Genomic DNA, 22936 nt, shown 5'->3' with positions numbered 1-22936 from the left:
ATAAAAGGATTAGATTTTTTCTACAATAAGGACTGCGTTGTTTTCTGCTTTGATAACTTTTACCATAGCTCCGGTTTCAATTCGGTCATTTTCAGTTATGGCATCGAGCTCGTGAAACGAACCGTTAATACTGATTTGGATTTTGCCTTTACCCGATTTTTTTTCAGGAATCGATAAATAAACTGTTCCCGTTTGGTTAATGGTTTTGTCTAAAGTGAAGGAGTTGTTTTCATTTAAACGCATCATTTGTTTGATGGTAAAAAAGAACAAGGCTACGAAGGCCACACCTACTAAAAAAGCCACTATGATTAAAATAGTTTTGTTCGCAATTGAATTGTAAAAAGAAATCCCCGACCAGCTAAATCCTAAAAGGAAATTTATCAGGTTTCTAAGGGTAAATAATTCGAATGGTGCGTCAGTGCTGTCATGACCTTCGGTTTCTAATTCGGTTTCTATATCGTCTCCGCCAACACCCATAAAGGTCATTACGGTTTGTAATATAAAAAACAAACTAACCGGAAGTGCGATGTACCAAAATGCTCTAAGCAATGGGTCGTAGTTTTCTAAAAAGTTCATGGATTTTTTTTTGAGATTATGCTGATTATACGCACAAATTATTAAAAGGTTACAAATTCTGTTTTATACATAAATATCTCCCGGTTATTTATTTGAAAGATCAATCATAGTGCCTTGATAATCTATTATAAAATAGCTTTTTCGGCCATCAATTTTATTTAACCCTTGATAAATATAGTTGTAATAATAGCGATCAGACAAATCTCTGCAATTGCCCATAGGAATAATTAGCTTTCCTTCAAAGTCGCAAACACCCATCAGTGATTTTTGGTAAATCATGAAATAAGTACCGCCTAAATATTTAAAATAGTCATATTCATAAGGAAGAATAGCAGTATTGTTTTTGATTTTTAAAAGACTTAAGGTTGTACTATTACGATTTGCTGCTTTCTTTCCTGTAATTACAAAATCTTTATGAAAACTTTTTCTCAATATATCATGTTCAATAGGGATTAAAGGCCTGAAACTATTGTCTAACAAGCCAAATAAGTTGTCTTTTTTTATGATGAAAAATTGGTTGTTTTTTTTGTCATAATCATGGTCTATCGGCATAGTAGGTTCAGAATGAAAACTAGGTTCTTCAATAGTGCACTCAGGGATGATTTCGTCATAGATAATTTCGGTCAGCAGTTCCCCTTTGGTAGATATAATACCTTTATTTTTGTTTTTAGTCACTTTAAAAAAAGCCATACCAGAGCCATAACGGTTAAAATAGGCTTCAATTTCATCATAAATAAATGGGATAGTTTCGTTTCCGTATGTATCAATTACACCCACGGTTTCTCCTTTTCGGGCTACCATAAAATCAGGTCCCGAAGAGCTGAAGGAATCGTAAATAAAATCGGTTTTCTGATTCAAGTCTAAGTCAAAAATAGCCGTTTTACCTTCTTTTTTAATTCTGTAAATTTTATTAAAGCTTTCAATACCTTCATAAGTTTCTTTTAAAATCAGTTCGCCTTTTGTATTATAAAGATTGTATTTTTTGTCTTTTACAGCAATTAGTCTGTCTTTTTGACTAACAATTAATGAACTGTGGACAATCGGTAAAACCAACTTGTTGCCGGCCAATTCAACCAGACCTTGATAATAATATTTGTTTTCGACCTTGGCTTCAACTATGACATAGCCATTGTCTAATTTTTTGATAATATTGCCGTGTGAGGTAATTTCTTTTGGAGTTGTGTTTTTTTCTGTAAGCGTTCGACTTGGATAATTATATTCTCGATATTCTTCAACCGTTTCTTGGCTTTTATTTGGTTCTTGCACAATTTTTTTTATCAATTTTCCTTGGGGTGAAAAAAGATATTTTTCATTTCCTTTATCGGCTACAACTACAGAATCGATGACAACCTCTTTTTTGTGTTTTCTTTTTATACTTCTTTTTTGTTCACAATAAATATAGTCGTATTCTACCGGCAATATCGATTTTCCTTTATTGGAAATCAAACCGTATTTTTTGCCAATTTTGACCGGGAAATTTTCATGAAATCCGAACATTACTGTAGTATAACTAATATTCATCCCTTCAATACCTTCATATATGGCAGGAGTTATCTCTTTAGCAGTATCATCGATAATACCGAATTTATTGTTTTTAAGGAAAATTGCGTAGACCAACAAGGGCTTAGTTGAAACCGTATCAAAAGCAGAAAGCACTTGGTACTTTTTGGCATCTAATAGTTGTTGATACTCTTGCTTAGACAATTCACCTTTGTGGTTATAGTTTAGTTTTTTCTGTGCCAAAAGCGTAGTAACACAAAGAATACAGAAGAAGGTATATTTCAATTTCATAGCTTGGTAATATTTTTTTAAATATAGTGGAGACAATTGGTATACCAATCGTTTTATTTCAAACGTTCTAAAACGCCTTTTCGTTTCACTATATTTTTATAATCCCATTGAATGTCCTTTGCTTTTTGAAGCCAGCGCTCTACATCTTCAGTGTTTATTTGATTCAAAGAAGTATACATAATGGAGGCGTCTTTGAATTTACCGCTTCCGGGTTTTAAATGGGGTTCCTCAAAAGTTACACCACTCCAAAACATCAAGCGCAAACCATTTTTTAATTTGTCATAACCTACAATCGGATTACCGTCTAAAAACCAAACCGGATGAGCATGCCAAACTTTATGTTCCGCTTCGGGCATATTTTTGAGTATTATTGCTGCCAGTTTATTGCAGATAACCTGGTATTCGGACTCTTGAGCGTTATTGTACTTTTGAATGTCTAGGTTCATTTTTTGATTTTTTGAAATATAAATATATAAAAAATCCTCATACAGCGATGAGGATTATTTTACTTTAACTAAAGCATTATTACTCCGATTGCGGAGGTGTTTCTTCGGCCAATGGTTTTCTTTTTAAAATGGCCGCACTGATCACCGGAACGAGTAGACCTATAGGAACCATGATTTCCATGTAGGTAAATAAGATTATCCAGAGCGTATTTTTATAAAGCCCTTGGAAATATAAAATTCGGTCTTTTTGCACTTTAAATTCTGCAGCTGATAATCCTTCCTTTTCCAATTTCTGCAATGAAGTTTCTGTGTATTTTTCCATAAAATCAGGGAATAAATAGCGGTGTTCTACTACCCAAGTGGCTACATAAATGGTTGCGGTTATCAGCGACATGAGCATACCGACTTTAAAAGCCTTTCCGAAAGTAATGAACCCACCGTTTTGCTTGTCTCTAAAATTTTTGACTCCCAAAAAAACAAAAGTATAAGCAACTAACATTCCGGCAAAACCGAAAACCATGCCCAAATCATACTCCGGATTGTACATAAAGACTGCTGCTCCGATTCCCATAAATGCGGTTACGATAAGACCGCCTATTAGTCCGTATTTGATAATTGTGTTTTTCATAAATATAAGTTTTGATTAGGTTACAAAGGTTGTTGTTTGTGTGGTTATTTCGCTCATCCTTTTGGGTGAATTTTGCAAAATCATCCTAAAGTAGGAGGCAAGAGGTTTAGTTTTTTGGCGGTTGCTATGGCCTGAGTTCTGCGCTTAACTTCTAGTTTTTCGAAAAGTTTGGCACTGTGGGTTTTGATGGTGTTGAGGGAAACAAACAGTCGTTCGGCTATTTCCTGATTGCTCATGCCTTGAGCCATTAAAGTCAAAACCTCGAGTTCGCGTTTGCTGATGTTTCTTTGCTGTAACTCAGTTTCGTTTAAAATGAAGTTTGTGGTTGGTACGGGTATTTCCTTTTCGATGACTATGGTTTTAATTTTGGGTTTGGTAACTTTATTAGAGAGCCAAATTCCGAAAAGTAAAAAGAAGACGGAGATGATACCGATGTAGATTTCGTATTGGTTTTCCGAAATCAAAAAGCGAAATTCCAACCAGCGTAGGACTATTAGTAGGATTACCATCACAACGGCATAACTGATGATTTCTTTGTATGGTTTTAGTTTGAGCAAAATGGTTGGTATTGGTAATTCAAAAATAGGGAAAAATAATTTTAAAAATAAAAAAGACATTCCATTTCGGAATGCCTTTTTCATCATTGTGGTATTTGATTTTGACTTATTTTTTCCCTTGGTATTGAACTCTTTTTTGTTGTTGTGCCAAAATGTTTTTTAAAAATGGCTTTACTTGTTTGGTGATTTCATCTTCGGCGATGTTTAACGCTTTGGGATTGTTCACCAATTGTAGCCAGGGCTTTTTAGCTTCAAAATCATAAGCCCCAAAAATTACTACCGGTGTTCCTTTAACCGAAACCGTTTCATCATCGAGTAAAACCCATTGGTCCGCCCAATCATAAAGATACTTGGCATCTTTTTCCAAAAGGCGCAGACAAGAGTGCGAAGCCGGATAACCGGGCAATTCATATTGGTGCCAACCAACACCTAATTTGTTGGCGATATTAAAATTCCATTTCAAATCCCACTCATCGTTGAAAGTGCTGGTGGTTTCTTCAGCTTTCCAATTGGTAAAGAAAAGGCCTGTGGGTGTTTGGTCTTTTTTTCTCCCCATATTGGTCGGACCGGTATGAACTAATTGACCGTTTTCGTAGGTGGCAAAAGTTTGTGTCGGATAGGAAAAGAAAATGATTTTGTTGACTTCTTCTAAGGCTTTTACTTCAAAAGGAAACGGAAAATAGTAAGCAATATGTCCGGTTAAATCGGTTGGAATCACTACCGAATCCATTTTGACGAAGTTAGCTTTGTCGATACGGTTCACCGCTAAAGCGATATCAATCGCACTGCTGTCCGAGGTTTTGGCCAACCAATCTTTGGCGTTTTGCCATTGGTATGTTATGGTTTTGGGTTGGCGTCTTTCGGGGATCACTTTTTTGACCGCGATAGTTTTTTCCTGTTGGCACGCCCAAAACGAAAAACAGAACATTACGACTATGAGAAACTTTTTCATAGTAGTAAAATTCGGTTAAGAATGGAAATAAAGTGTTATATAATTTTGGTGAATAGTTATGATATTATCAGACGGGCTTATTGCTTTTTCATAACCATTTCAATTTGGGCATCATCAATGAGAAAGATGATTTTCTTATCCTTAACACTTATTATAAAAGTGATATTGGAATAGCCTTCTTTTTTGAGCCCGACTTTGATTTGCTTTTTCTTTTTATCGAATATCCATTGGTTTTTTTGGAACAGTTTTTCAAGTTGCTGCATCATTTTGGAATTGCTTTTGGTTTCAAAGGCAAAGCTGTGGTCGGCATTGAAATGATAAGTAGCTTTTTGAAAACCGGCAACCAGTTCTTTGGTTTCGGGCTTGTCGGCATCTTTGAGGGCTATGGCTTTTTTTACTTTCCATTGGCCGGTAATTAAGGTTTCGTCGATGGTTTGACTTTGTGTGGTTGTCATCGCCAATAAAAAGGCTAATAGTAGGAATGGGGTTTTCATACAGTATGGTTTTTAGTGATAGCTAATATAATAAAATGTTGGAAAGTTTTAGGGGTGAAGTTTTCCTTTAGAATTTTGAGTTCTTTCACAAAAAAAAAGCCCCAACGCATTTCAATACGTTGGGACCATACTTAACTTTAATCTCAAAAAAACATTAATCGTCTAAGTCGCATGAATCTTCTATGCTGTTTTCTATAAGGTTCGCCAAAGCTTGGTTGCCGTCGGCATCATTTGGGCCAATTTCAATAACTCCATCACCATCACCGTCAACAGCACTACTTAAGTCAACTTGGCTCAATACTTGGTTTAAATCGAAATTGAAAACTAAATCATAGGAATTGTTGCTCACTATCAAATTTTGATTGGCATCTTCGTAGTCAATTTCGAAGTCTTCGTCTATGTCGTGCCAAAAAATAAATGGAGTGCCATTAATTGTTCCGGTAATTTCAATTGATTTGTTATACATGGCAGAAGCACTGTTGGTGCTTTTGTGCAATTTGAATTCTACTTCTTCATAAGTACCATTCGGAATAGTCACTGTAGTTACAGGGGCATTTTGGTTTAAAAGGTCTAGTTCAAACGGACCGTATAATTCAAACTCATCATCGCTATCATAAAATCCGTCATCGTCAGAATCACCATTGGAGTTATCATCATCGTCATTGCTGTTCTCCGCGAACTCAAATTCAATCTCTCTTAAATTAATTTTAAAACTGGTCAAAACTACATCTCCGTTCAAAGCAGATCTGTTGGCTGATGGCGAGTAGGTTGCTCGGGCTATAATATTCACTGTGTTTTCTGCACTGCCGCTGTCATTTGAACACGAAGCCAGTACAATTAACAAAGTCATAATTCCTAATAAATTTTTTAATTTTTTCATACCATATAAATTTAGAGTTTGGTGTAAAACAAGCCCAAGACTAAATACCCTATTTCAAAATCTACTTTTTTGAAGAAATAAACATTTGTTTCCCTAAACTGTTCATAACTAATTGGAAAGCAACGATGAACAACTTTGAATAGTTTTTATTTTTATTTCAAAGTAAATTGATAACATATGAAGTCAAAAAATGCACTCCTAGTTGTTTGGTTGGTGTTTGCGTCCAACAGTTTTGCTCAAACTAAAATCGAAGCCAAAGACGGCATTCATTATCTTACCACCGATATTGGTTATCCCATTACCGGTACTTATTTTTTTAATGGAGCTGAACCTACAGTAGAATTAAACGGTAACGGGACCGGCTTGTACCAATTGCACGAACAACCAAAAAAAGCAGTCACCTGGGGCATAGAGTGCAATGAAGTCGGTGAACCTTTGTTTAAAAAAGGTTTTGACAATGCAGCCTACATACTTTGGTACTTATACACCAACCCCGAAAACGAAGAAGAGCGCTATTGGAAGACTGTTCCGTTTACCATTCATTTCAATAGTTTGAAAATGTTTATACAAGGGGAAAGGTGTAAAGCGTTTACACAATAATTCGTTTTGCACCGATTTATCTATTCAGCGATATCTTGTTGTAAAAGTATGGTTGCGCATAAGTTGGCTAATAAAAAACGTTCTTCCGGGTTGGTAGCAGCGAGGTAAACGAGTCCGTTATCCATTAAGGAAACAGCAGCTACGGCTTGGTTGGCCGGATTGCATATTTCGTAGCCTACTGAACCCATCCAAATGGGTTTTGGACCTTTACTGGTTTGTAATTCGGTAATGGGTTTTAGACTGTAGTATCGGGTTTGGTCATAACCAAAGTAGCCCACATATTGCTTGGCATCCTTTTGCGATGCTGTATTGTCAAGCACCAATTCCCAAGGTTTGTTGTCTTGGTTTACAAATACTTGTGCGTAAAACATATAAGACTGGTCAATTCCTTTGCCGGTAATGTCTTTAATGATATTAACGATACTATTCGGATTGTTACCTACCAAAAGTTGTTCAGAAGCAAAGTCGGTAGCTGCATATACATCGGTACTGTTTTGCAGGCCGTCTTTCATTTGGAAACCAAAAGTTTGGTAACGGTCTTTGTTTTCTACCGTAAGAATCTCGGGGTAAAGAAAATCGACAACCGGCGAAACCGATACAGGTACACGGGTATTGCCGCCTTTGGTCCAAGAGCGTTTTACTTTAGAAGTAGTATACTCGCCAAAACTTAGTTTCTGATTGATTAAAATACCTTGCCGGCCTTTGACTTTATATTCGGTTAGGGTATTGATGTCGGCATTGCTAATAGCCGGTTTGAATGGAGTACAGCTCATGACGATTAGGCATAGCGCTGAGAGCGAAATGTAGTTTTTCATGTGATTGATTTTGATTGATGATTTTGGGGATTAGTAGGGAAAAGGAGGAAATTGTTACAAGTAATAGTAATTAGCCAATAGCCATTAGTTTAACATAGGCTTAGCGATTGCGAATAGTTATTATTGCTTAATTGCACTATTCCTTAACCACTTTCGTTTTTACCTCCACCACCTTAACCGCATGTTCGTCGGGCGGGATTTTGCCGTCTGTTTTTTCGGCATAGATGTGGGTAAATTCGGCCCCAAAAAAAACAATCATAGATGAATAGGATGCCCAAAGAAGGATCAAGATGATAGAACCGGCAGCACCATAACCCGAACCGGGATTGGCTTGACCAAAGTAAAGGCCTAAACCAAATTTGCCTATTTCAAACAATAGTGCGGTTACAAGCGAACCTACCCAAACATGTCTCCATTTTATTTTGGCATCGGGAAAGAATTTAAACATTACGGCGAACAGTAAAGCCAATACACCAAGCGAAACCATAAAATTAATGAATTGAAGTACCACTAAAAATAGGGTAGAGAAGTAATGGGTAATCAAATTGCTCAGTGCCGCAAGTGCCGCTGAGATGACCAAAGAGATGATAAGGATAAAAGCCATAGCTATAATAACGCCAAAGGAGAATAGCCTTGTTTTAAGAAAACTTTCTATGCCCGATTTGGAGACATCGGCTTGAACGTTCCAAATTTTATTTAGAGATTTCTGGAACTCTACAAAGACTCCGGTAGCGCCCACTAAAATGGTAGTAATACCAATGACAGTATTCCAAACGGTGTTTCTGGATTGGGTCGCTTTAGTAATGATGTCTTGAATTTGAAGAGCCGTATCGGAACCCATAACGGCAGTAAACTGTCCGGTTATTTGCCCGTTTACAGCTTCTTGTCCAAAAAAATAACCAGCCAGCGTTATGATTACAACCAGTAATCCCGGCAAGGCAAAGATGGCATAATAAGCGATGACAGCACTTTCTTTAAAAGGATCTCTTTCCCACCATTTTTGAAAAGTGATTTTTAGTATGGTAAAGAAATTATTGAATCGGGTAGTCATTCCTTTTTGAGGTTGGTTTTACTGCTTTTGTTTGTCGAAGAAACTTTTAAACAGATTGCCGGCAATAGTTGAAAAGCCTATGCTATATTTGGAAACCCAGTTGGTTACCGCAAATTGAAGTACTGTTCCAAGTACTTTTCTAGCCGGACTGTTAGAACTTCCTACAATGAGTTTTTTGCCCACGATTCCGGAAGTCAGACCAATAGCAGCGCTTACCAAATTGTCTTTGATATCGGGAGTGTTAATAACACTTTGGAAGACGTTTTTGATAATGTTAGAGGGTTTCAAACTATCATACGTCAGTTGAAATTGCGCTTTGAGTTCTCTCAGGTCGCTTTCGTTTTGTTCTTGGGCAACAAGAATCAGTTGGTTTAATTCTTCGGTTTCGTTATTGGTTTTCACAACATTTTTTCTTTCATCATTTTTTTAACAATCGAATTGCTGATAGGATGTTTAATCCATTGGTATCGGTAAATGTGGAGCATCAATGCTAAAAGCGCATAGAATCCACCGATGATAAAAAAGCCATAAAATATTTCGCCAAGTAACTTACCCAACCAAATAGATATGCCTATATTAATAATTATAACCGACAATACAACGGTCATGACAACAGCAAGACGAGCTAACAAGGAAGATACAACATCTGCCGACTTGTCTATAGCATTGAGCTTAAGCAGTTTGATGGTAGATTTACTGTAATCTTGAGCGCGCTCAAAAAGTGTTTCTATGGGTGTTGCATTGTCAGTCATAATAGGCCTATTTATGATTTATAACTAGATATCGCATTACCGGCATCTTTTTTTAAATCTTCAAATTTGGCTTTTCCATTTTCGGCCAGTCCTTGTGCCTCATTTTTGGCGCTTTGAAACTTTTCTGATATAGAATCTGCAAACTCTTTGTATTTTGATTTTACATCATCAGCATAATCATTTCCTTTGTCCATAATTTGCTTGCGCGTAACTGAACCTTTTTCGGGAGCAAACAAGATTCCCAAAACTGCACCAACGGCAAGACCTGCCAATGTTCCTAATACTACTTTTCCTGTACTCATAATTGTTTTTATTTAATTGTTATTATTCATTGTAAAGCTTTACCAAAGCTTTATTCAGTAATGCTACTGTTCTGTAAATTTAAGCCTGTTATCTGTAAAATGCTTTATATGAATTTTGTTTAAACTTGTAAGATTCACATGTTTAAGTTTTTACTTAAAGCTGCCTACTAGCGGTTTGAATTTGGCGTCGATGTTTTTATACTTCTTCAGAAGCGGCTTCAACATTAACGGCACCAATGGCTACGCTGGACAGTTTTTCGTCAGCTGCTTTTTCTTCCTGAAGTGTGGCGGCCAACAAGACAACCACTCGGGTCAAACTCAGGGTTTCTCCAAACTGACGCAATGTTCCATAGGTGGCCATTTCGTAATGTTCCACTTTTTGTGCGGCCGAAATAATTCCGGCATCTCTCATTGGTCCTTCTTCACAGGATTTCATGATGTCGGTTGCTTCCTCTATTAAGCCTTGCATGGCTTTACAAGTTTTGGCTTCCGGCTTTTTTCCGATAAGTTCAAAAACTTGTCTCAAACGCTCCACTTGGTTGTGGGTTTCTTCGAGATGGTCGGTTAACGCCTCAATCAATTCAAAAGAGGACGCGTTTTGAATCATTATAGGAATGGCTTTAGTCAAAGCTTTTTCTGCCCAATAAATATCCTTCAATTCATCAACAAACAATTTCATCAGTTGTGAAGACTTCATCGGTGGGTGAGATTGCTTTTGCCTTGTAGTTATTGCACTGTCTTTCATATGGATTATTTTTTAGCCTTTACTGTTTTTTTTGAATTCTCACCAGTCTCTTTGGCTGTTGTTGTTTCGTTTACATTCTTGTTTGATCTCTCATTTGACTTGTCATCGCTTTTTGGATGGCTAGTGTTTTTTTGATTTTTTTCCATTTTACTTAAAATTTATTTACAACTTATTTGTTGTAGTGTAAAATTGAACATATTAGAAATGAAAGGCTTGTAAAATTTTTTTTTTAAATTTTGAAATTCACATGTTGACCCGAAAAGGAGATAAATTGCTATGAAAAACCCCAACAGTTTTTACAACCATTGGGGTTTTCAATCAAACTAACCTCTATATCTTTCAAGCTTTAAAATTCAAACTCTGCCACTCAGTTGCTCAGCGATTCAACGACTTGATTCCTAAATACCAACTTTCCGTCAAAACTATCCAGCAGTATAATACTATCCGTAGTGATTTTGCCGGCTAGGATTTCTTTAGACAATTGGTTCAAGACTTCGCGTTGTATTACTCGCTTCACCGGTCTTGCTCCAAATTGTGGGTCATAACCTTTTTCAGCCAAATAAGCAATCGCTTCCGGTGTGGCATCCATCGTAATGTTTTGTTGCGCCAGCATTTTGGTCACACTTTGCAACTGTAAGCCCACAATCTGTTTGATATTAGCCTCCGTTAATGGTGTAAACATTACAATCTCATCAATACGGTTGATAAACTCCGGTCGAACCGTTTGTTTCAGTAAACCCAAAACTTCTGTTTTAGCCGCTTCGGTAGCTGCTTCAATACCTCCTTTTAGATTCTCAAATTTTTCTTGTATGATATGGCTTCCCATGTTGGAAGTCATGATGATAATGGTATTTTTAAAGTCGGCCAAACGTCCTTTGTTATCTGTTAATCGACCTTCATCTAACACTTGCAATAAGATGTTAAACGTATCCGGATGTGCTTTTTCAATTTCATCTAACAAGATAACTGAATATGGTTTTCTGCGCACGGCTTCGGTCAATTGTCCACCTTCGTCATAACCTACGTATCCCGGAGGCGCACCGACTAATCGACTCACACTATGGCGTTCTTGGTATTCACTCATGTCAATACGCGTCATGGCGTTTTCATCGTCGAATAAATATTCGGCTAAAGCTTTAGCCAATTCGGTTTTACCAACACCGGTCGTTCCAAGGAATAGGAAAGTACCAATAGGTTTCTTCATGTCTTGTAATCCGGCACGGCTTCGACGCACCGCATCGCTAATGGCTTCAATGGCTTCTTCCTGACCTACAACACGATGGTGCAATTCATCTTCCAAACGCAGTAGTTTTTCTCTTTCGCCTTGGAGCATTTTGGTTACGGGAACTCCGGTCCACTTAGCTACCACTTCAGCGATGTCTTCACGGGTCACTTCTTCTTTGATTAAGGAAGTACCGGCTTGGTTTTCGGCCAATTGGGTTTGCAATGCATCTAAACGTTCCTGAGCGTCTTTGATTTTTCCATAACGGATTTCGGCGACTTTACCATAATCACCATCGCGTTCGGCTCGTTCGGCCTCCAGTTTGAAGTCTTCAATCTCTTGTTTTACTGCTTGGATGTTATCGACTACATCTTTCTCCGATTTCCAGCGGGTAAAGATTTCATTGCGTTCTTCTTTTAAGTTGGCTAAGTCTAAGCCTAAGCCTTTTAATTTAGTTTCGTCATTCTCGCGTTTTATGGCTTCAATCTCGATTTCCAACTGCATAATCTTTCTATCCAATACGTCGAGTTCTTCGGGTTTGGAATTGATTTCCATGCGCAATTTCGAAGCCGCTTCGTCCATCAAGTCAATGGCTTTGTCGGGCAGGAAACGATTGGTAATATAACGTTGCGATAATTCCACCGCCGCAATAATCGCATCGTCTTTGATGCGCACTTTGTGATGGGTTTCATATTTCTCCTTGATACCACGTAGGATGGAAATAGCGCTCTCGGTATCCGGTTCATCAACCATTACCTTTTGGAAGCGACGTTCTAAAGCTTTGTCTTTCTCAAAGTATTTTTGGTACTCATCCAAAGTAGTTGCTCCGATAGCTCTCAATTCTCCACGAGCCAACGCGGGTTTTAAAATATTAGCTGCATCCATTGCACCTTCGCCACCTCCGGCACCAACCAAAGTATGGATTTCGTCAATAAACAGTACGATATCGCCTTCAGCAGAAGTTACTTCTTTTACTACGGATTTTAGACGCTCCTCGAATTCACCTTTGTATTTGGCACCGGCTATCAGCGCACCCATATCTAAGGAGTAAACGATTTTGTCTTTTAAATTTTCGGGTACGTCGCCGTCTACAATTCGGTGCGCTAATCCTTCGGCTATGGCTGTTTTACCTACGCCGGGTTCACCCACAAGCATTGGGTTGTTTTTAGTACGACGCGTCAAGATTTGCAATACTCTTCGAATTTCTTCATCGCGACCAATCACCGGATCAAGCTTACCGTTTCGGGCCAGTTCGTTGAGGTTTTTAGCATATTTGTTTAGCGCATTATACGTTTCTTCAGCAGAAGCAGAAGTTACTCTTTCTCCTTTTCTGATTTCGGCTATCGCTGCTTCCAATCCTTTTTCGGTCACACCTTGGTCTTTTAAGATTTGGGCGACTTTGCTTTTCGACTTAAAAATAGCCAGTAATAAATGTTCAATAGAAACGTATTCGTCGTTCCTTTTTTTGGCAATAATATTGGCTTCATTCAAAGCTGTATTGGCTTCACGAGACAGCATAATATCGCCGCCGGAAACTTTAGGGAAGCTTTGTAGCGTACTGTCGAGTATCTTTTTAAATAAATCAACATTGACGTTGAGTTTCTTTAATATAAAAGGCGTCACATTTTCATCGACTTCCAAGATACCTTTGACAAGGTGCTCGTTTTCGATTTGTTGGTGACCGAAGCTTTGGGCGATAAGTTGCGCCTGTTGAATAGCTTCTTGGGATTTGATTGTTAAGTTGTTGATGTTCATGTTTGTTTTGTGTTGTATTGTATTTTTCTTTTCGTACTTCGTACTTTGTATGTTGTTTAAAAGTTAAAACGAATATTTATTCAGCATAAATTAATTAGCTTTGAAAACAGGTCGACAATATGTGTTCCAAAACCTATAACGAGACAAAATGACGGGTTTAGTTGTGAATTCATACTAATTTCAAGTCAAAATGTCCTAAATCAAGACAAAAATGAACTTATTTAAAAATATTTTCGGTTCAACTGAGCCAGAGCGTGCTAACAGTAAAGTCAATTGGAGAGCACTGACGGATATAGGCCAGCTGAATGAAATTGTTAACGAATCATCAGCCAAACCGGTGATTATTTTTAAGCACAGCACACGCTGCGGTATTAGCCGAATGACGTTGAAGCAGTTTGAGAATGAGTATGAATTGGAGGATTTGGTGACGCCTTATTTTCTTGATCTGCTCGAAAATCGTGATATTTCTAATGAAGTAGCCAAGCGATTTGATATAGAGCACCAATCGCCTCAGTTGATTCTTATCAAGAACGGAAGGGCTACTTATAATGCTTCACACAGCGATATTTACGCTGATGCTTTGAAAAGATATATCTAAAAAAAGCGTCCCGATTTTTGGGACACTTTTTTTATCTTCTAAACTTATTTCGCGTAATGATTTCTTTCAGTTTGTTTTTCAAATCATTCCCGGTATCATAAACCATTTGCTCGTTACTCGGAAACGGTACGGCTCTGCGGTCAAAGTATTGATAGTACTCTTGTTCGCAAGCGCGTTTGTCGCCACGGTATTTGGCATACATATAATTAAAAATAAATTCACTCGCCAATGGGAACGTTTGTAATAATTGGTTGTTGTTAAAGTCAATATAATCCACTTTGGCTGTTACCTGGCAGGCTTTGAATTGGGAAAACTCATAAATAGTAGCGCGTACGGTTCGCATGTCGTCGACTTTAATAGGATTGCCCAAACTGTCTTTTACCACTTGACCATTGGCGTCTAATAGATTTTTGAGTCCCACTTTAATCAGTCTTTCTTTTTGAATTTCTTTCTCTTTGATTTGCTCCGGTGAAATCTTAATGTCTCGGAAGTTGACCACTAAGCCATAATCGTAAGTAATGCCTTTGATACGATTGCTGTGGTAAACGGTCCATTTGTCGTTTAGTCCCAATGTGCTAAAGTCTAACAAATCATTCTCCAAACGCACCGGAATAACCATATTGGTTTCGTTTTTGGTATAAACACTCACGTAATCTGTGCCTTTGGTACGCGCTTCTTCAATGAGTTTGTCGGTGTCTTTGAATCCCGGACTCAAATTTTGCAAATACACTAAGTCATTATACGCGCGGCGTACGACCATTTTGTCTTTGTTGGCCAAAAGCGCTTTGGAATTGTCGTATAAATATTTGGCCAAAGCATTTTTACTGCTCACAATCTGATCGGAGTAATCGTCAAAAGGGAAAATGGCTTCTCGACCTTCTTTCAGCAAACGTACCGGTAATATCGGTCTAATGCGTTCCTGGCGTGCATTGAGTTGCACATAAGTCTCATAAATCTTTTCCAAGTTCTGCGGATTGGCATCTTTAAACCACACTTCGATGTTGCGCAAATCGCGCTCTTTGGCTTTGGCAAAAGCTTCTTCGAGCATATAAACGTAATCTTGTTTGCCTTTGGCGTTTTTGTTTCCGCGCAAACCTTCCACCGCATTTTGAATGGCACCGTCATAATCGCCGGAAGTTAACATGTCGCGGGTTTGGCGAACACCACAAGCGGTAACCACAAGAAGCAGCGCTACCAGAGAAGTAATTTTTTTCATTGTATGGATTTTGAACAAATATAAGAGAAATCACTTTGTTTTGAAAGTGGATGTAAGGCCTAAAAAGAATTTATGGAATAGGCTTGATCCTGAGGTATTGCCATTGATCATTCAAACTTCCGTCGGGTTTCCAATAATGGCTTGTGGTTACAACGGGCAAATAGAAATAACCGTCAGTGCTCCAAAACATATCGGTAATTTCACCAGCCGGCATCCAATATTTGAAAACGGCGTTCATTTTTTGAAGTATCTTTTTGTTATCGATGACAAAGAAATCCAAATCAGCGGTATTTTCATAAACATTCGCTCCAAGACAAAGGATAGTTTTTTTATCGGTAGAAATGTTGGGATAGTCTACAAAAGATGCGGTTGTTTCACCACTGGTTTTGTCAATGAGTGTGAAGTCGTAATCCTCCCAATACATACCATAAACCACATAAGCATTAAGTAAGTTGATTTGCCCAACGTATTCATAAATACGATTGGTTTCCTCTTCTGAGGGAAGATCTGTAAAGGTGACGGTTTTCTTTTGACAAGGTAATGTAATAATACCTTTGGTCTTTTTATGGGCTAAAGTATCTGCAGTCAAAAATGAAACTGCCTTTTTCTTTTTGGCCAGATAAAGCTTTTCGTCAATCAATTCAAAACGGAAATACTTTGTTAACGAGTCATCCTCATGGTAATATGTGGTGCTGTCGTTTTCAGTAAGATAAGCGATGATAGGTAAATCCGACTCATCCAATACCTTTTTGGCCGCTCTAATACTATCATTTTGAGATGTTACATCAAAGGTTACAAAAAAGAGCAATAGAATTGAATACACTTTTGGGTTCATCTTGTGATTTATTGTAAAAAATCTTTCAAATCCTCATAAGTCTTAATCTTAACCGTAACCTTCTCTTTGTCTAACACACTTTCTATTTGGGTTGGAATCGGCAATTGTAAGTCCAATAAGGGTTCCACCACATCCAAGAATTTAATCGGATGTGCGGTTTCCAGGAATACACCGAGGCTTTCCGGTTGTTTTGCCATTTCTTTTTTCAAACCCAAATATCCCACAGCGCCATGAGGTTCAGCAATATATTGTGTCCGGTTGTATAGGTCTTTGATGGCCATTTCGGTCTCGGCATCGGTAAAAGCGTAGGAGGAAAAGTCTTTTTCAAACTCGCTCAAATCATAGTGATACAATTCCTGAATGCGTATAAAATTAGACGGATTCCCAACATCCATTGCATTCGAAATAGTAGCAACTGAAGGTTTTGGTTCGTAGTTTCCGGCTTCTAAAAATCTTGGCACCGTATCATTGGCATTGGTTGAAGCTACAAAATGGGCGATAGGAAGACCTAATCGTTTAGCCATAATCCCGGCACAAATATTTCCAAAATTGCCGCTCGGACACGAAAGGATAATTGGCTTGTCGTACTTTTTCAATTGTTTGTATGCAAAGAAAATATAAAACATTTGCGGCAACCAACGGGCAATATTAATTGAGTTGGCTGAAGTTAAGTTTTTATGGTTTAGGGTATGATCTAAGAAAGCTTGCTTTACCATGTCCTGACAATCGTCAAACACGCCGTCAACTTCTAATGCTTTTATATTTTTTTCAAGCGTAGTCAATTGACGTTCTTGTATTTCACTCACTTTGCCGGAAGGATAAAGTATGATGACTTCCACACCTTTTACATCCAAAAAACCGCTCGCCACAGCACCGCCGGTATCGCCGGAAGTAGCGACCAAAACAGTTATTTTTTTATCATCATTGCGGTTGAAATAGCCCAAGCATCTCGACATGAATCGGGCACCAACATCCTTAAACGCCATGGTTGGTCCGTGAAAAAGTTCTAATGAAAAGACATCGTTTTCCACCGGTACGCAAGGAAAATCAAAACATAAAGTCTCAGCGATAATGCGTTTGAGTTCGGCTTCCGGAATTTCGTCGCCAACGAATTGCTTGATGGCTTCAAAAGCGATTTCTTCTTGCGTAAGGTTTTCTATATTTTGAAAGAATGAATGGGGAAGCGGCGTGATGCTTTCCGGAAAGTACAAACCTCTATCAGGTGCCAAACCCAACACTACAGCTTGTTCGAAACTAACTCTTGGCGCATTTTTATTTAAACTGAAATACTGCATAATTCGTAATTTATTGCGCTTCGCTCGATACAATTCGGCTGCGCCTCGGGTTCTAATTCGTAATTATTTTCACTCCTTCATCATTTACCTTTGAAATATGAATATCAAAAGCAATTCCGGTATTAAGATAGCTATCACTCATCGCGTAGGCTACTTTTTCGGCGGATTCTTGTCCTTTGCACAAAGCGAATATTGATGGTCCGGCACCTGAAATTCCGGAACCTAATGCACCGTATTGTAACGCTGCGTTTTTGACATTCTCAAAGTTAGGTATTAATTGTTTGCGTAAAGGTTCGATTATCACATCTTGTAACGAGCGACCAATTAGCTCGTAATCTTTGGTATACAATCCGGCGATTAATCCGCCTACATTTCCCCATTGGGTGATGGCGTCTTTTAATAAAACGGTTGGAGAAAGCACTGCTCTGGAGTCGGAAGTCTTTACTTCTATTTGTGGATGCAATACTACAGCATATAACTCACTCGGACTTTCGATCTTAATTACGTCTAACGGATTGTAACCACGAACCAAAGTAAAACCTCCCAAAACACAAGGTGCCACGTTATCAGCATGTTCGCAACCACTGGCCAAAGCTTCGCCTTTCATGGCAAAATCGACCAATTCGTGACGAGAAAAAGGTTTGCCTAACAATTCATTAATACCAAAAACCGCTCCGGCCGCACTGGCAGAAGAACTTCCAATACCGCTTCCGGCTTTGATTTTTTTGTGGATTTCGATTTCGAAACCGCAATCCGGATTAGCTGCGGCTACTATAGCTAAGGCTGCCACACCGGCTACATTTTTTTCGATTTCCAACGGCAAATCGGCACCGGTTATTTTAGTAATGCGAATGCCTTTTTCACGGGTCTTTCGGATAATCATTTCGTCACCAATGCCTTCAAGGCAAAGGCCTAACACATCAAATCCGCAATTCAGATTGGCGATAGTGGCAGGGCAGAATATTTTTATTTCGTTCATTTTTTTTGAGATGCTGAGATGCTGAGTCGCTAAGTTTCTGAGTTTTTCTTAGTTACTCAGGCACTCAGAAACTAAGTAACTTAGTTAAACATTTCCAATTCGAATCACATCGGCAAAAATCCCCGAAGCGGTTACCGCAGCACCGGCACCGGCACCTTTGATGATTAACGGTTGGTCGACGTAACGATTGGTATAAAACTCGACGATATTGTCTTTTCCTTCTAAGTTGTAAAACGGACTGTCAGATGGAATAAATTGTAAACCAACGCTGGCTTTACCATTTTCGAAAGAGGCTACAAATTTCAAGCGACTGTCTTTGGATTTAGCTTCTGCCAAAAGATTATCAAAATGACTCGCGTGTTTGTTTAATGATTTGAAAAAATCCTCGTTGTTCGTTGTGTCCATGCATTCTTTAGGCAGAAATGAATTGTTGGTAATGTTTTCCATTTCCATTTCGTAACCGCTTTCGCGAATGAGGATTAGTATCTTTCTGGCGACATCAACACCACTTAAATCAATTTTTGGGTCAGGTTCTGTAAAACCTTGAACACCTGCTTCTTTTACTACATCGTGAAAGCTGTAAGTGTCGCTGAAATTATTGAAAATAAAATTCAAACTTCCCGACAATACTGCATTGATTCTATTCACTTTATCACCCGACGCAATTAAGTGTTTTAGCGTATCAATGATAGGCAAACCGGCTCCGACATTCGTTTCAAATAAGAATGGCGCGTTGTATTTTCGGGATAAGTTTTTAAGGTTTTTATAGTGGTTGTATTCCGAGGAACAGGCTATTTTGTTACAAGTGACTACAGCTATATTCTGGCCTAAGAATTGGTCGTAAATGCCCGCGATATCTTGATTCGCAGTAATGTCTACGAAAATGCTGTTGCGTAAATTTAACTCTTTGGTTCGTGCGATGAATCCACTTGGATTCGCTTTTTCACCATTTTCTAAAGTCTCTTTCCAGTCTTTCAAGTTGATGCCTTCTTCATCGAAAACCATTTTGCGGGAATTCGATAAAGCGATGACGCGCACATTAATTTTGAGGTTTTCTTTGAGGAATTTCTTTTGCTGACTGATTTGGTCAATGAATTTTTCGCCTACGTTACCAACGCCCATGACAAACAAATTCAACTGTTTGGTATTGTCTTCAAAAAAGCGTTCGTGTAACGTATTCAGTGCTTTTTTCACGTCTTTCTCATTAATCACCACCGAGATATTTCTTTCCGAAGCGCCTTGTGCTATCGCGCGAATGTTGACATTGTTTTTGCCTAATGTGCTAAACATTTTGCCGCTGATGCCTTGGTGGTTTTTCATGCTTTCACCTACTAATGCTACGATGCATAAATCTTTTTCGACGATAGTTGGGTCGACTTTGCCTTGGGCAATTTCCATTTCGAATGCTTTGTCGATAGCGGTTTTGGCTTTGTCGGCATCAGTATTTAGAATTCCGACACAAATCGAATGTTCCGAAGAAGCTTGAGTTATAAAAATCACGTTGATGTTTTCATTAGACAAAACTTCGAACAAACGCTTGGACGAGCCCGCAACGCCTATCATACCTGAACCTTCTAAGGTTAATAAAGCAATATTGTCAATGTGGGTTATTCCCTTTATGGGGTTGCTTGATGCTTCCGGGTTATTGGAAATCAATGTTCCGTAAGCTTCAGGCTCGAAAGTATTTTTGATAAAAATCGGAATGTTGTCTTTCAACACCGGCTGAATGGTTGGCGGATATAATACTTTGGCGCCAAAATGCGACAACTCCATTGCTTCCTGATAGGAGATGGTTTCTATGGGTTGGGCTTGTTTTACGCTTTTCGGATTGGCAGTGAACATTCCGTTTACGTCGGTCCAAATTTCCAAGACTTCGGCTTTTACCGCTGCGGCAATAATCGCTGCCGTGTAATCGGAACCGCCTCGGCCTAAAGTAGTGGTATTTCCATCAAATGAGGACGCAATAAATCCGGGAAACAAGGTTACTTGAGTAGTATTGTTTTTGAAATAATCTACTATTAATTGATTGGTTGCCTCAAAATCTACGGCTGCTTTTCCGAAGTTGGAATTGGTTTTAATCACTTCGCGACTGTCTTTAAAAGCTGAGTTGCTTACTTTTTGCTTTAGCGCTACCGCAATAATCTGTGACGACAACAGTTCGCCAAAACCGGCCACTATATCCGCCGTTCTGCTTGATAATTCTCCCAAAAGGTAACAACCGTCCAATAGCGTTTTTAAATGGTTGATGTCATGGTTAATGGTATCAATAATCTCGCTTTGTTCGCTGAGCGGAATCAATTCGTCTATGGCGTCTTTGTGTTTTTTCTCGATTTGATTAACGATGTCTTTGTATCCTTTGTCTTTCGCACCGGCAGTTTTTCCGGCCAAAATCAATAAATCGGTTACGCCGCTAAAGGCAGAAACAACTACGGCGAGTTGGTTTTCTTTGCTTTTGTTGGCAACTATCGTTATGGTTTTTGAAATATTTTCAGCATTGGCAACCGAAGTACCGCCGAATTTTAATACTATCATGACTTTTTTAGTTATGAGTTATTAATGATGAGTTATGAGTGATTTGCTTTCTTGCGAAAGGACATGTCAAGTGGATTATATGTGAAAATTATACCCCAAACGGGGTTGTAGTTGTTGATGTGGTTGTAGCCGAAGAAGCAACCAAAGTTTTGGTTGTAAAAGAGAATTGATATTGAGCTAGCATTGACATCATGTTTTTCAAATGTATGACTTTTTAAGAATTAAAAAAGGTTTCCTTAAATTTTTAAGAATATCGCAATAATTATTTGTAACCAATGTGATTTTGTTGGTATCAATATTCTAAAGCCGACTTTTTTAATAAATTCTCAAAAAATACTCGACCAATTTGTTGCTTTTTAACAATCGTTTGCGGAATTTTGGGGTTTTAATCCTCACCAAAAATGGAGCATTCGCATTACATCAGTACGGAAGTATTGACTTTAGAGACTTTACAAGAGATCATTTCGGAACATAAAACTTTAGCCCTTTCGGAAGAAGCCAAAATCAACATTCAACAATGTCGTGATTATTTAGATCAAAAGATGGCGGCTAATGAAACACCGATTTATGGAATTAATACCGGTTTTGGTTCGCTGTGTAATGTGAAAATTTCGAATGAGAATTTGTCTCAGCTTCAGGAAAACTTGGTGAAATCGCATGCTTGCGGCACCGGTGAAGAAGTACCTTCAGAGATAGTGAAGATCATGTTGTTGCTTAAAATTCAGTCTTTGAGTTACGGACATTCAGGCGTTCAATTGCAAACAGTAGAGCGTTTGGTTGATTTTTATAATAATGATATTTTACCCGTTATTTATACACAAGGTTCACTAGGCGCAAGCGGTGATTTAGCACCGTTGGCCCATTTGTCATTGCCCTTATTGGGCGAAGGCGAAGTGTATTACGACGGATTCCGTCAACCGGCGAAAAAGGTATTGGAAAAAATGGGTTGGCAACCGATTGTATTACAGTCTAAAGAAGGTTTGGCGCTCTTAAACGGCACCCAATTCATGAGTGCTTACGGCAGTTACATTTTGCTGAAAGCGATGAAATATTCCTATTTGGCCGATTTGATTTCGGCAATTTCTTTAGAGGGATTTGATGGCAGAATTGAACCGTTTGACGAATTGATTCATTATGTTCGACCGCACAAAGGGCAAATTGTAACGGCCAAGAGAATGAGAGAACTGTTGGAGGATAGTCAAATTATTGCCCAACCTAAAGCACACGTACAAGATCCGTATTCTTTCCGATGTATTCCTCAGGTTCACGGTGCTTCGAAAGACACGATTGATTATGTAAAGAAAGTATTCAAAACCGAAATCAATTCGGTTACCGATAACCCTAATATCTTTAAAAACGAAGACGTAATCATTTCCGGAGGAAATTTCCACGGGCAGCCTTTGGCTTTAGCCTTAGACTTTTTAGGTTTGGCTTTGGCCGAATTGGGAAGCATCTCCGAAAGAAGAACGTACCAACTGATTTCAGGTTTGCGCGGTTTACCGGCATTCTTGGTCGACAATCCGGGCTTGAATTCAGGGTTTATGATTCCGCAATATACCGCGGCGAGTATTGCCAGTCAGAACAAACAATTGGCTACTCCTGCAAGTGTGGATAGCATCGTTTCTTCAAACGGACAGGAAGACCATGTAAGTATGGGTGCCAATGCAGCGACGAAAACGCTGCGTATTATGGAAAACTTGGAACGCATTTTAGCCATTGAGTTGATGAATGCATCTCAGGCCATTGCTTTCCGACAGCCTTTGAAATCAAGTGAGTTTATTGAATCGTTTTTGAAATCGTACAGAGCTGAAGTGCCTTTGGTCAAAGAAGACCGCATTCTGCACTACGACATTGAAAACTCAGTGGCGTTCTTGAATAGCTTTATGATTGACTTGGAGGATTAGGGCATAGCAGT

Annotated in this window: 24 protein-coding genes; 3 read left to right on the top strand and 21 right to left on the bottom strand. The window is 38.6% G+C overall.

The window, feature by feature from the left end:
- Window positions 1-9: 9 nt before the first annotated feature.
- The 8 genes from HA632_RS11415 to HA632_RS11380 all read right to left on the bottom strand — a co-directional run bounded on the left by HA632_RS11415 (window position 10) and on the right by HA632_RS11380 (window position 6324).
- On the bottom strand, window positions 10-576 hold the full coding sequence (locus HA632_RS11415; protein ID WP_176307326.1) for an NfeD family protein: 567 nt from the start codon (window positions 574-576) through the stop codon (window positions 10-12).
- Window positions 577-660: 84 nt separating this feature from the next.
- Window positions 661-2367 carry a WG repeat-containing protein gene (locus HA632_RS11410; RefSeq protein ID WP_176307325.1) on the bottom strand — a complete coding sequence of 569 codons (1707 nt, stop codon included), beginning with the start codon at window positions 2365-2367 and terminating at the stop codon, window positions 661-663.
- A gap of 53 nt (window positions 2368-2420) precedes the next feature.
- The gene (locus HA632_RS11405; RefSeq protein WP_176307324.1) at window positions 2421-2813 is read right to left on the bottom strand and encodes a DUF1801 domain-containing protein; all 393 of its coding nucleotides are present in this window, start codon (window positions 2811-2813) and stop codon (window positions 2421-2423) included.
- 79 nt (window positions 2814-2892) lie between these two features.
- Window positions 2893-3441 carry a DUF4199 domain-containing protein gene (locus HA632_RS11400; protein ID WP_176307323.1) on the bottom strand — a complete coding sequence of 183 codons (549 nt, stop codon included), beginning with the start codon at window positions 3439-3441 and terminating at the stop codon, window positions 2893-2895.
- Window positions 3442-3521: 80 nt separating this feature from the next.
- Window positions 3522-4082, bottom strand: coding sequence for a response regulator transcription factor (locus HA632_RS11395; RefSeq protein WP_255166385.1), 561 nt, complete (start codon window positions 4080-4082; stop codon window positions 3522-3524).
- 22 nt (window positions 4083-4104) lie between these two features.
- The gene (locus tag HA632_RS11390; protein WP_176307322.1) at window positions 4105-4950 is read right to left on the bottom strand and encodes a L,D-transpeptidase; all 846 of its coding nucleotides are present in this window, start codon (window positions 4948-4950) and stop codon (window positions 4105-4107) included.
- Between the two features lie 77 nt (window positions 4951-5027).
- Complete coding sequence (locus HA632_RS11385; RefSeq protein WP_176307321.1) at window positions 5028-5444, bottom strand: DUF5004 domain-containing protein; 417 nt, start codon at window positions 5442-5444, stop codon at window positions 5028-5030.
- A 154-nt stretch (window positions 5445-5598) separates the two neighbouring features.
- The gene (locus tag HA632_RS11380) at window positions 5599-6324 is read right to left on the bottom strand and encodes a hypothetical protein (RefSeq protein ID WP_176307320.1); all 726 of its coding nucleotides are present in this window, start codon (window positions 6322-6324) and stop codon (window positions 5599-5601) included.
- A 177-nt stretch (window positions 6325-6501) separates the two neighbouring features.
- Between HA632_RS11380 and HA632_RS11375 the strand changes: the two genes are divergently transcribed.
- A complete protein-coding gene (locus tag HA632_RS11375) occupies window positions 6502-6924 on the top strand; it encodes a hypothetical protein (protein ID WP_176307319.1) in 423 nt (140 codons plus the stop codon).
- Window positions 6925-6944: 20 nt separating this feature from the next.
- On the opposite strand, the gene HA632_RS11370 is transcribed toward HA632_RS11375, so the two are convergent.
- The 8 genes from HA632_RS11370 to clpB form a co-directional block, all read right to left on the bottom strand.
- Window positions 6945-7739 carry a hypothetical protein gene (locus HA632_RS11370; protein WP_176307318.1) on the bottom strand — a complete coding sequence of 265 codons (795 nt, stop codon included), beginning with the start codon at window positions 7737-7739 and terminating at the stop codon, window positions 6945-6947.
- A gap of 136 nt (window positions 7740-7875) precedes the next feature.
- Window positions 7876-8790, bottom strand: coding sequence for a YihY/virulence factor BrkB family protein (locus HA632_RS11365; RefSeq protein ID WP_176307317.1), 915 nt, complete (start codon window positions 8788-8790; stop codon window positions 7876-7878).
- An 18-nt stretch (window positions 8791-8808) separates the two neighbouring features.
- On the bottom strand, window positions 8809-9192 hold the full coding sequence (locus tag HA632_RS11360; RefSeq protein WP_176307316.1) for a hypothetical protein: 384 nt from the start codon (window positions 9190-9192) through the stop codon (window positions 8809-8811).
- Entirely contained in the window at window positions 9189-9542 is a 354-nt protein-coding gene (locus tag HA632_RS11355; RefSeq protein WP_176307315.1) for a hypothetical protein, read from the bottom strand. Before HA632_RS11355 ends, HA632_RS11360 begins: the two co-directional genes overlap by 4 nt.
- Before the next feature lie 11 nt (window positions 9543-9553).
- Window positions 9554-9844, bottom strand: coding sequence for a YtxH domain-containing protein (locus tag HA632_RS11350; protein ID WP_176307314.1), 291 nt, complete (start codon window positions 9842-9844; stop codon window positions 9554-9556).
- Between the two features lie 196 nt (window positions 9845-10040).
- Window positions 10041-10589: a ferritin-like domain-containing protein gene (locus HA632_RS11345; protein ID WP_176307313.1), complete on the bottom strand. Its 549-nt coding sequence runs from the start codon at window positions 10587-10589 to the stop codon at window positions 10041-10043.
- A 5-nt stretch (window positions 10590-10594) separates the two neighbouring features.
- Complete coding sequence (locus HA632_RS11340) at window positions 10595-10735, bottom strand: hypothetical protein (protein WP_176307312.1); 141 nt, start codon at window positions 10733-10735, stop codon at window positions 10595-10597.
- 221 nt (window positions 10736-10956) lie between these two features.
- A complete protein-coding gene (clpB, locus tag HA632_RS11335) occupies window positions 10957-13566 on the bottom strand; it encodes an ATP-dependent chaperone ClpB (protein WP_176307311.1) in 2610 nt (869 codons plus the stop codon).
- Window positions 13567-13777: 211 nt separating this feature from the next.
- Here clpB and ytxJ point away from each other — a divergent pair, with 211 nt between their 5' ends.
- Window positions 13778-14164, top strand: coding sequence for a bacillithiol system redox-active protein YtxJ (gene ytxJ, locus HA632_RS11330; protein ID WP_176307310.1), 387 nt, complete (start codon window positions 13778-13780; stop codon window positions 14162-14164).
- A gap of 31 nt (window positions 14165-14195) precedes the next feature.
- Here the strand turns inward: ytxJ and HA632_RS11325 are convergent, their stop codons facing one another.
- The 5 genes from HA632_RS11325 to thrA form a co-directional block, all read right to left on the bottom strand.
- Window positions 14196-15380, bottom strand: coding sequence for a hypothetical protein (locus tag HA632_RS11325; RefSeq protein ID WP_176307309.1), 1185 nt, complete (start codon window positions 15378-15380; stop codon window positions 14196-14198).
- Window positions 15381-15450: 70 nt separating this feature from the next.
- A complete protein-coding gene (locus tag HA632_RS11320) occupies window positions 15451-16215 on the bottom strand; it encodes a hypothetical protein (RefSeq protein WP_176307308.1) in 765 nt (254 codons plus the stop codon).
- Window positions 16216-16223: 8 nt separating this feature from the next.
- Window positions 16224-17510 (bottom strand): threonine synthase, encoded by a 1287-nt coding sequence (gene thrC / locus HA632_RS11315; protein WP_176307307.1) that lies wholly within the window; start codon window positions 17508-17510, stop codon window positions 16224-16226.
- Window positions 17511-17562: 52 nt separating this feature from the next.
- On the bottom strand, window positions 17563-18489 hold the full coding sequence (locus HA632_RS11310; RefSeq protein WP_176307306.1) for a homoserine kinase: 927 nt from the start codon (window positions 18487-18489) through the stop codon (window positions 17563-17565).
- 84 nt (window positions 18490-18573) lie between these two features.
- Window positions 18574-21021 carry a bifunctional aspartate kinase/homoserine dehydrogenase I gene (gene thrA, locus HA632_RS11305; RefSeq protein WP_176307305.1) on the bottom strand — a complete coding sequence of 816 codons (2448 nt, stop codon included), beginning with the start codon at window positions 21019-21021 and terminating at the stop codon, window positions 18574-18576.
- A gap of 401 nt (window positions 21022-21422) precedes the next feature.
- Here thrA and hutH point away from each other — a divergent pair, with 401 nt between their 5' ends.
- The gene (gene hutH / locus HA632_RS11300) at window positions 21423-22925 is read left to right on the top strand and encodes a histidine ammonia-lyase (protein ID WP_176307304.1); all 1503 of its coding nucleotides are present in this window, start codon (window positions 21423-21425) and stop codon (window positions 22923-22925) included.
- Window positions 22926-22936 lie beyond the last annotated feature (11 nt).

The organism is Flavobacterium sp. J49 (assembly GCF_011742145.1).
Lineage (GTDB): Bacteria > Bacteroidota > Bacteroidia > Flavobacteriales > Flavobacteriaceae > Flavobacterium.
The sequence above is the reverse complement of the archived record's forward strand: the minus strand, read 5'-3'. Positions and strand labels throughout refer to the sequence as shown.

Excerpts from the sequence above, each read along its gene's own strand:
- HA632_RS11415 (WP_176307326.1), bottom strand. The coding sequence starts at position 576 with ATGAACTTTTTAGAAAACTACGACCCATTGCTTAGAGCATTTTGGTAC.
- HA632_RS11410 (WP_176307325.1), bottom strand. The coding sequence starts at position 2,367 with ATGAAATTGAAATATACCTTCTTCTGTATTCTTTGTGTTACTACGCTT.
- HA632_RS11405 (WP_176307324.1), bottom strand. The coding sequence starts at position 2,813 with ATGAACCTAGACATTCAAAAGTACAATAACGCTCAAGAGTCCGAATAC.
- HA632_RS11400 (WP_176307323.1), bottom strand. The coding sequence starts at position 3,441 with ATGAAAAACACAATTATCAAATACGGACTAATAGGCGGTCTTATCGTA.
- HA632_RS11395 (WP_255166385.1), bottom strand. The coding sequence starts at position 4,082 with ATGAAAAAGGCATTCCGAAATGGAATGTCTTTTTTATTTTTAAAATTA.
- HA632_RS11390 (WP_176307322.1), bottom strand. The coding sequence starts at position 4,950 with ATGAAAAAGTTTCTCATAGTCGTAATGTTCTGTTTTTCGTTTTGGGCG.
- HA632_RS11385 (WP_176307321.1), bottom strand. The coding sequence starts at position 5,444 with ATGAAAACCCCATTCCTACTATTAGCCTTTTTATTGGCGATGACAACC.
- HA632_RS11380 (WP_176307320.1), bottom strand. The coding sequence starts at position 6,324 with ATGAAAAAATTAAAAAATTTATTAGGAATTATGACTTTGTTAATTGTA.
- HA632_RS11375 (WP_176307319.1), top strand. The coding sequence starts at position 6,502 with ATGAAGTCAAAAAATGCACTCCTAGTTGTTTGGTTGGTGTTTGCGTCC.
- HA632_RS11370 (WP_176307318.1), bottom strand. The coding sequence starts at position 7,739 with ATGAAAAACTACATTTCGCTCTCAGCGCTATGCCTAATCGTCATGAGC.
- HA632_RS11365 (WP_176307317.1), bottom strand. The coding sequence starts at position 8,790 with ATGACTACCCGATTCAATAATTTCTTTACCATACTAAAAATCACTTTT.
- HA632_RS11355 (WP_176307315.1), bottom strand. The coding sequence starts at position 9,542 with ATGACTGACAATGCAACACCCATAGAAACACTTTTTGAGCGCGCTCAA.
- HA632_RS11350 (WP_176307314.1), bottom strand. The coding sequence starts at position 9,844 with ATGAGTACAGGAAAAGTAGTATTAGGAACATTGGCAGGTCTTGCCGTT.
- HA632_RS11345 (WP_176307313.1), bottom strand. The coding sequence starts at position 10,589 with ATGAAAGACAGTGCAATAACTACAAGGCAAAAGCAATCTCACCCACCG.
- HA632_RS11340 (WP_176307312.1), bottom strand. The coding sequence starts at position 10,735 with ATGGAAAAAAATCAAAAAAACACTAGCCATCCAAAAAGCGATGACAAG.
- clpB (WP_176307311.1), bottom strand. The coding sequence starts at position 13,566 with ATGAACATCAACAACTTAACAATCAAATCCCAAGAAGCTATTCAACAG.
- ytxJ (WP_176307310.1), top strand. The coding sequence starts at position 13,778 with ATGAACTTATTTAAAAATATTTTCGGTTCAACTGAGCCAGAGCGTGCT.
- HA632_RS11325 (WP_176307309.1), bottom strand. The coding sequence starts at position 15,380 with ATGAAAAAAATTACTTCTCTGGTAGCGCTGCTTCTTGTGGTTACCGCT.
- HA632_RS11320 (WP_176307308.1), bottom strand. The coding sequence starts at position 16,215 with ATGAACCCAAAAGTGTATTCAATTCTATTGCTCTTTTTTGTAACCTTT.
- thrC (WP_176307307.1), bottom strand. The coding sequence starts at position 17,510 with ATGCAGTATTTCAGTTTAAATAAAAATGCGCCAAGAGTTAGTTTCGAA.
- HA632_RS11310 (WP_176307306.1), bottom strand. The coding sequence starts at position 18,489 with ATGAACGAAATAAAAATATTCTGCCCTGCCACTATCGCCAATCTGAAT.
- thrA (WP_176307305.1), bottom strand. The coding sequence starts at position 21,021 with ATGATAGTATTAAAATTCGGCGGTACTTCGGTTGCCAATGCTGAAAAT.
- hutH (WP_176307304.1), top strand. The coding sequence starts at position 21,423 with ATGGAGCATTCGCATTACATCAGTACGGAAGTATTGACTTTAGAGACT.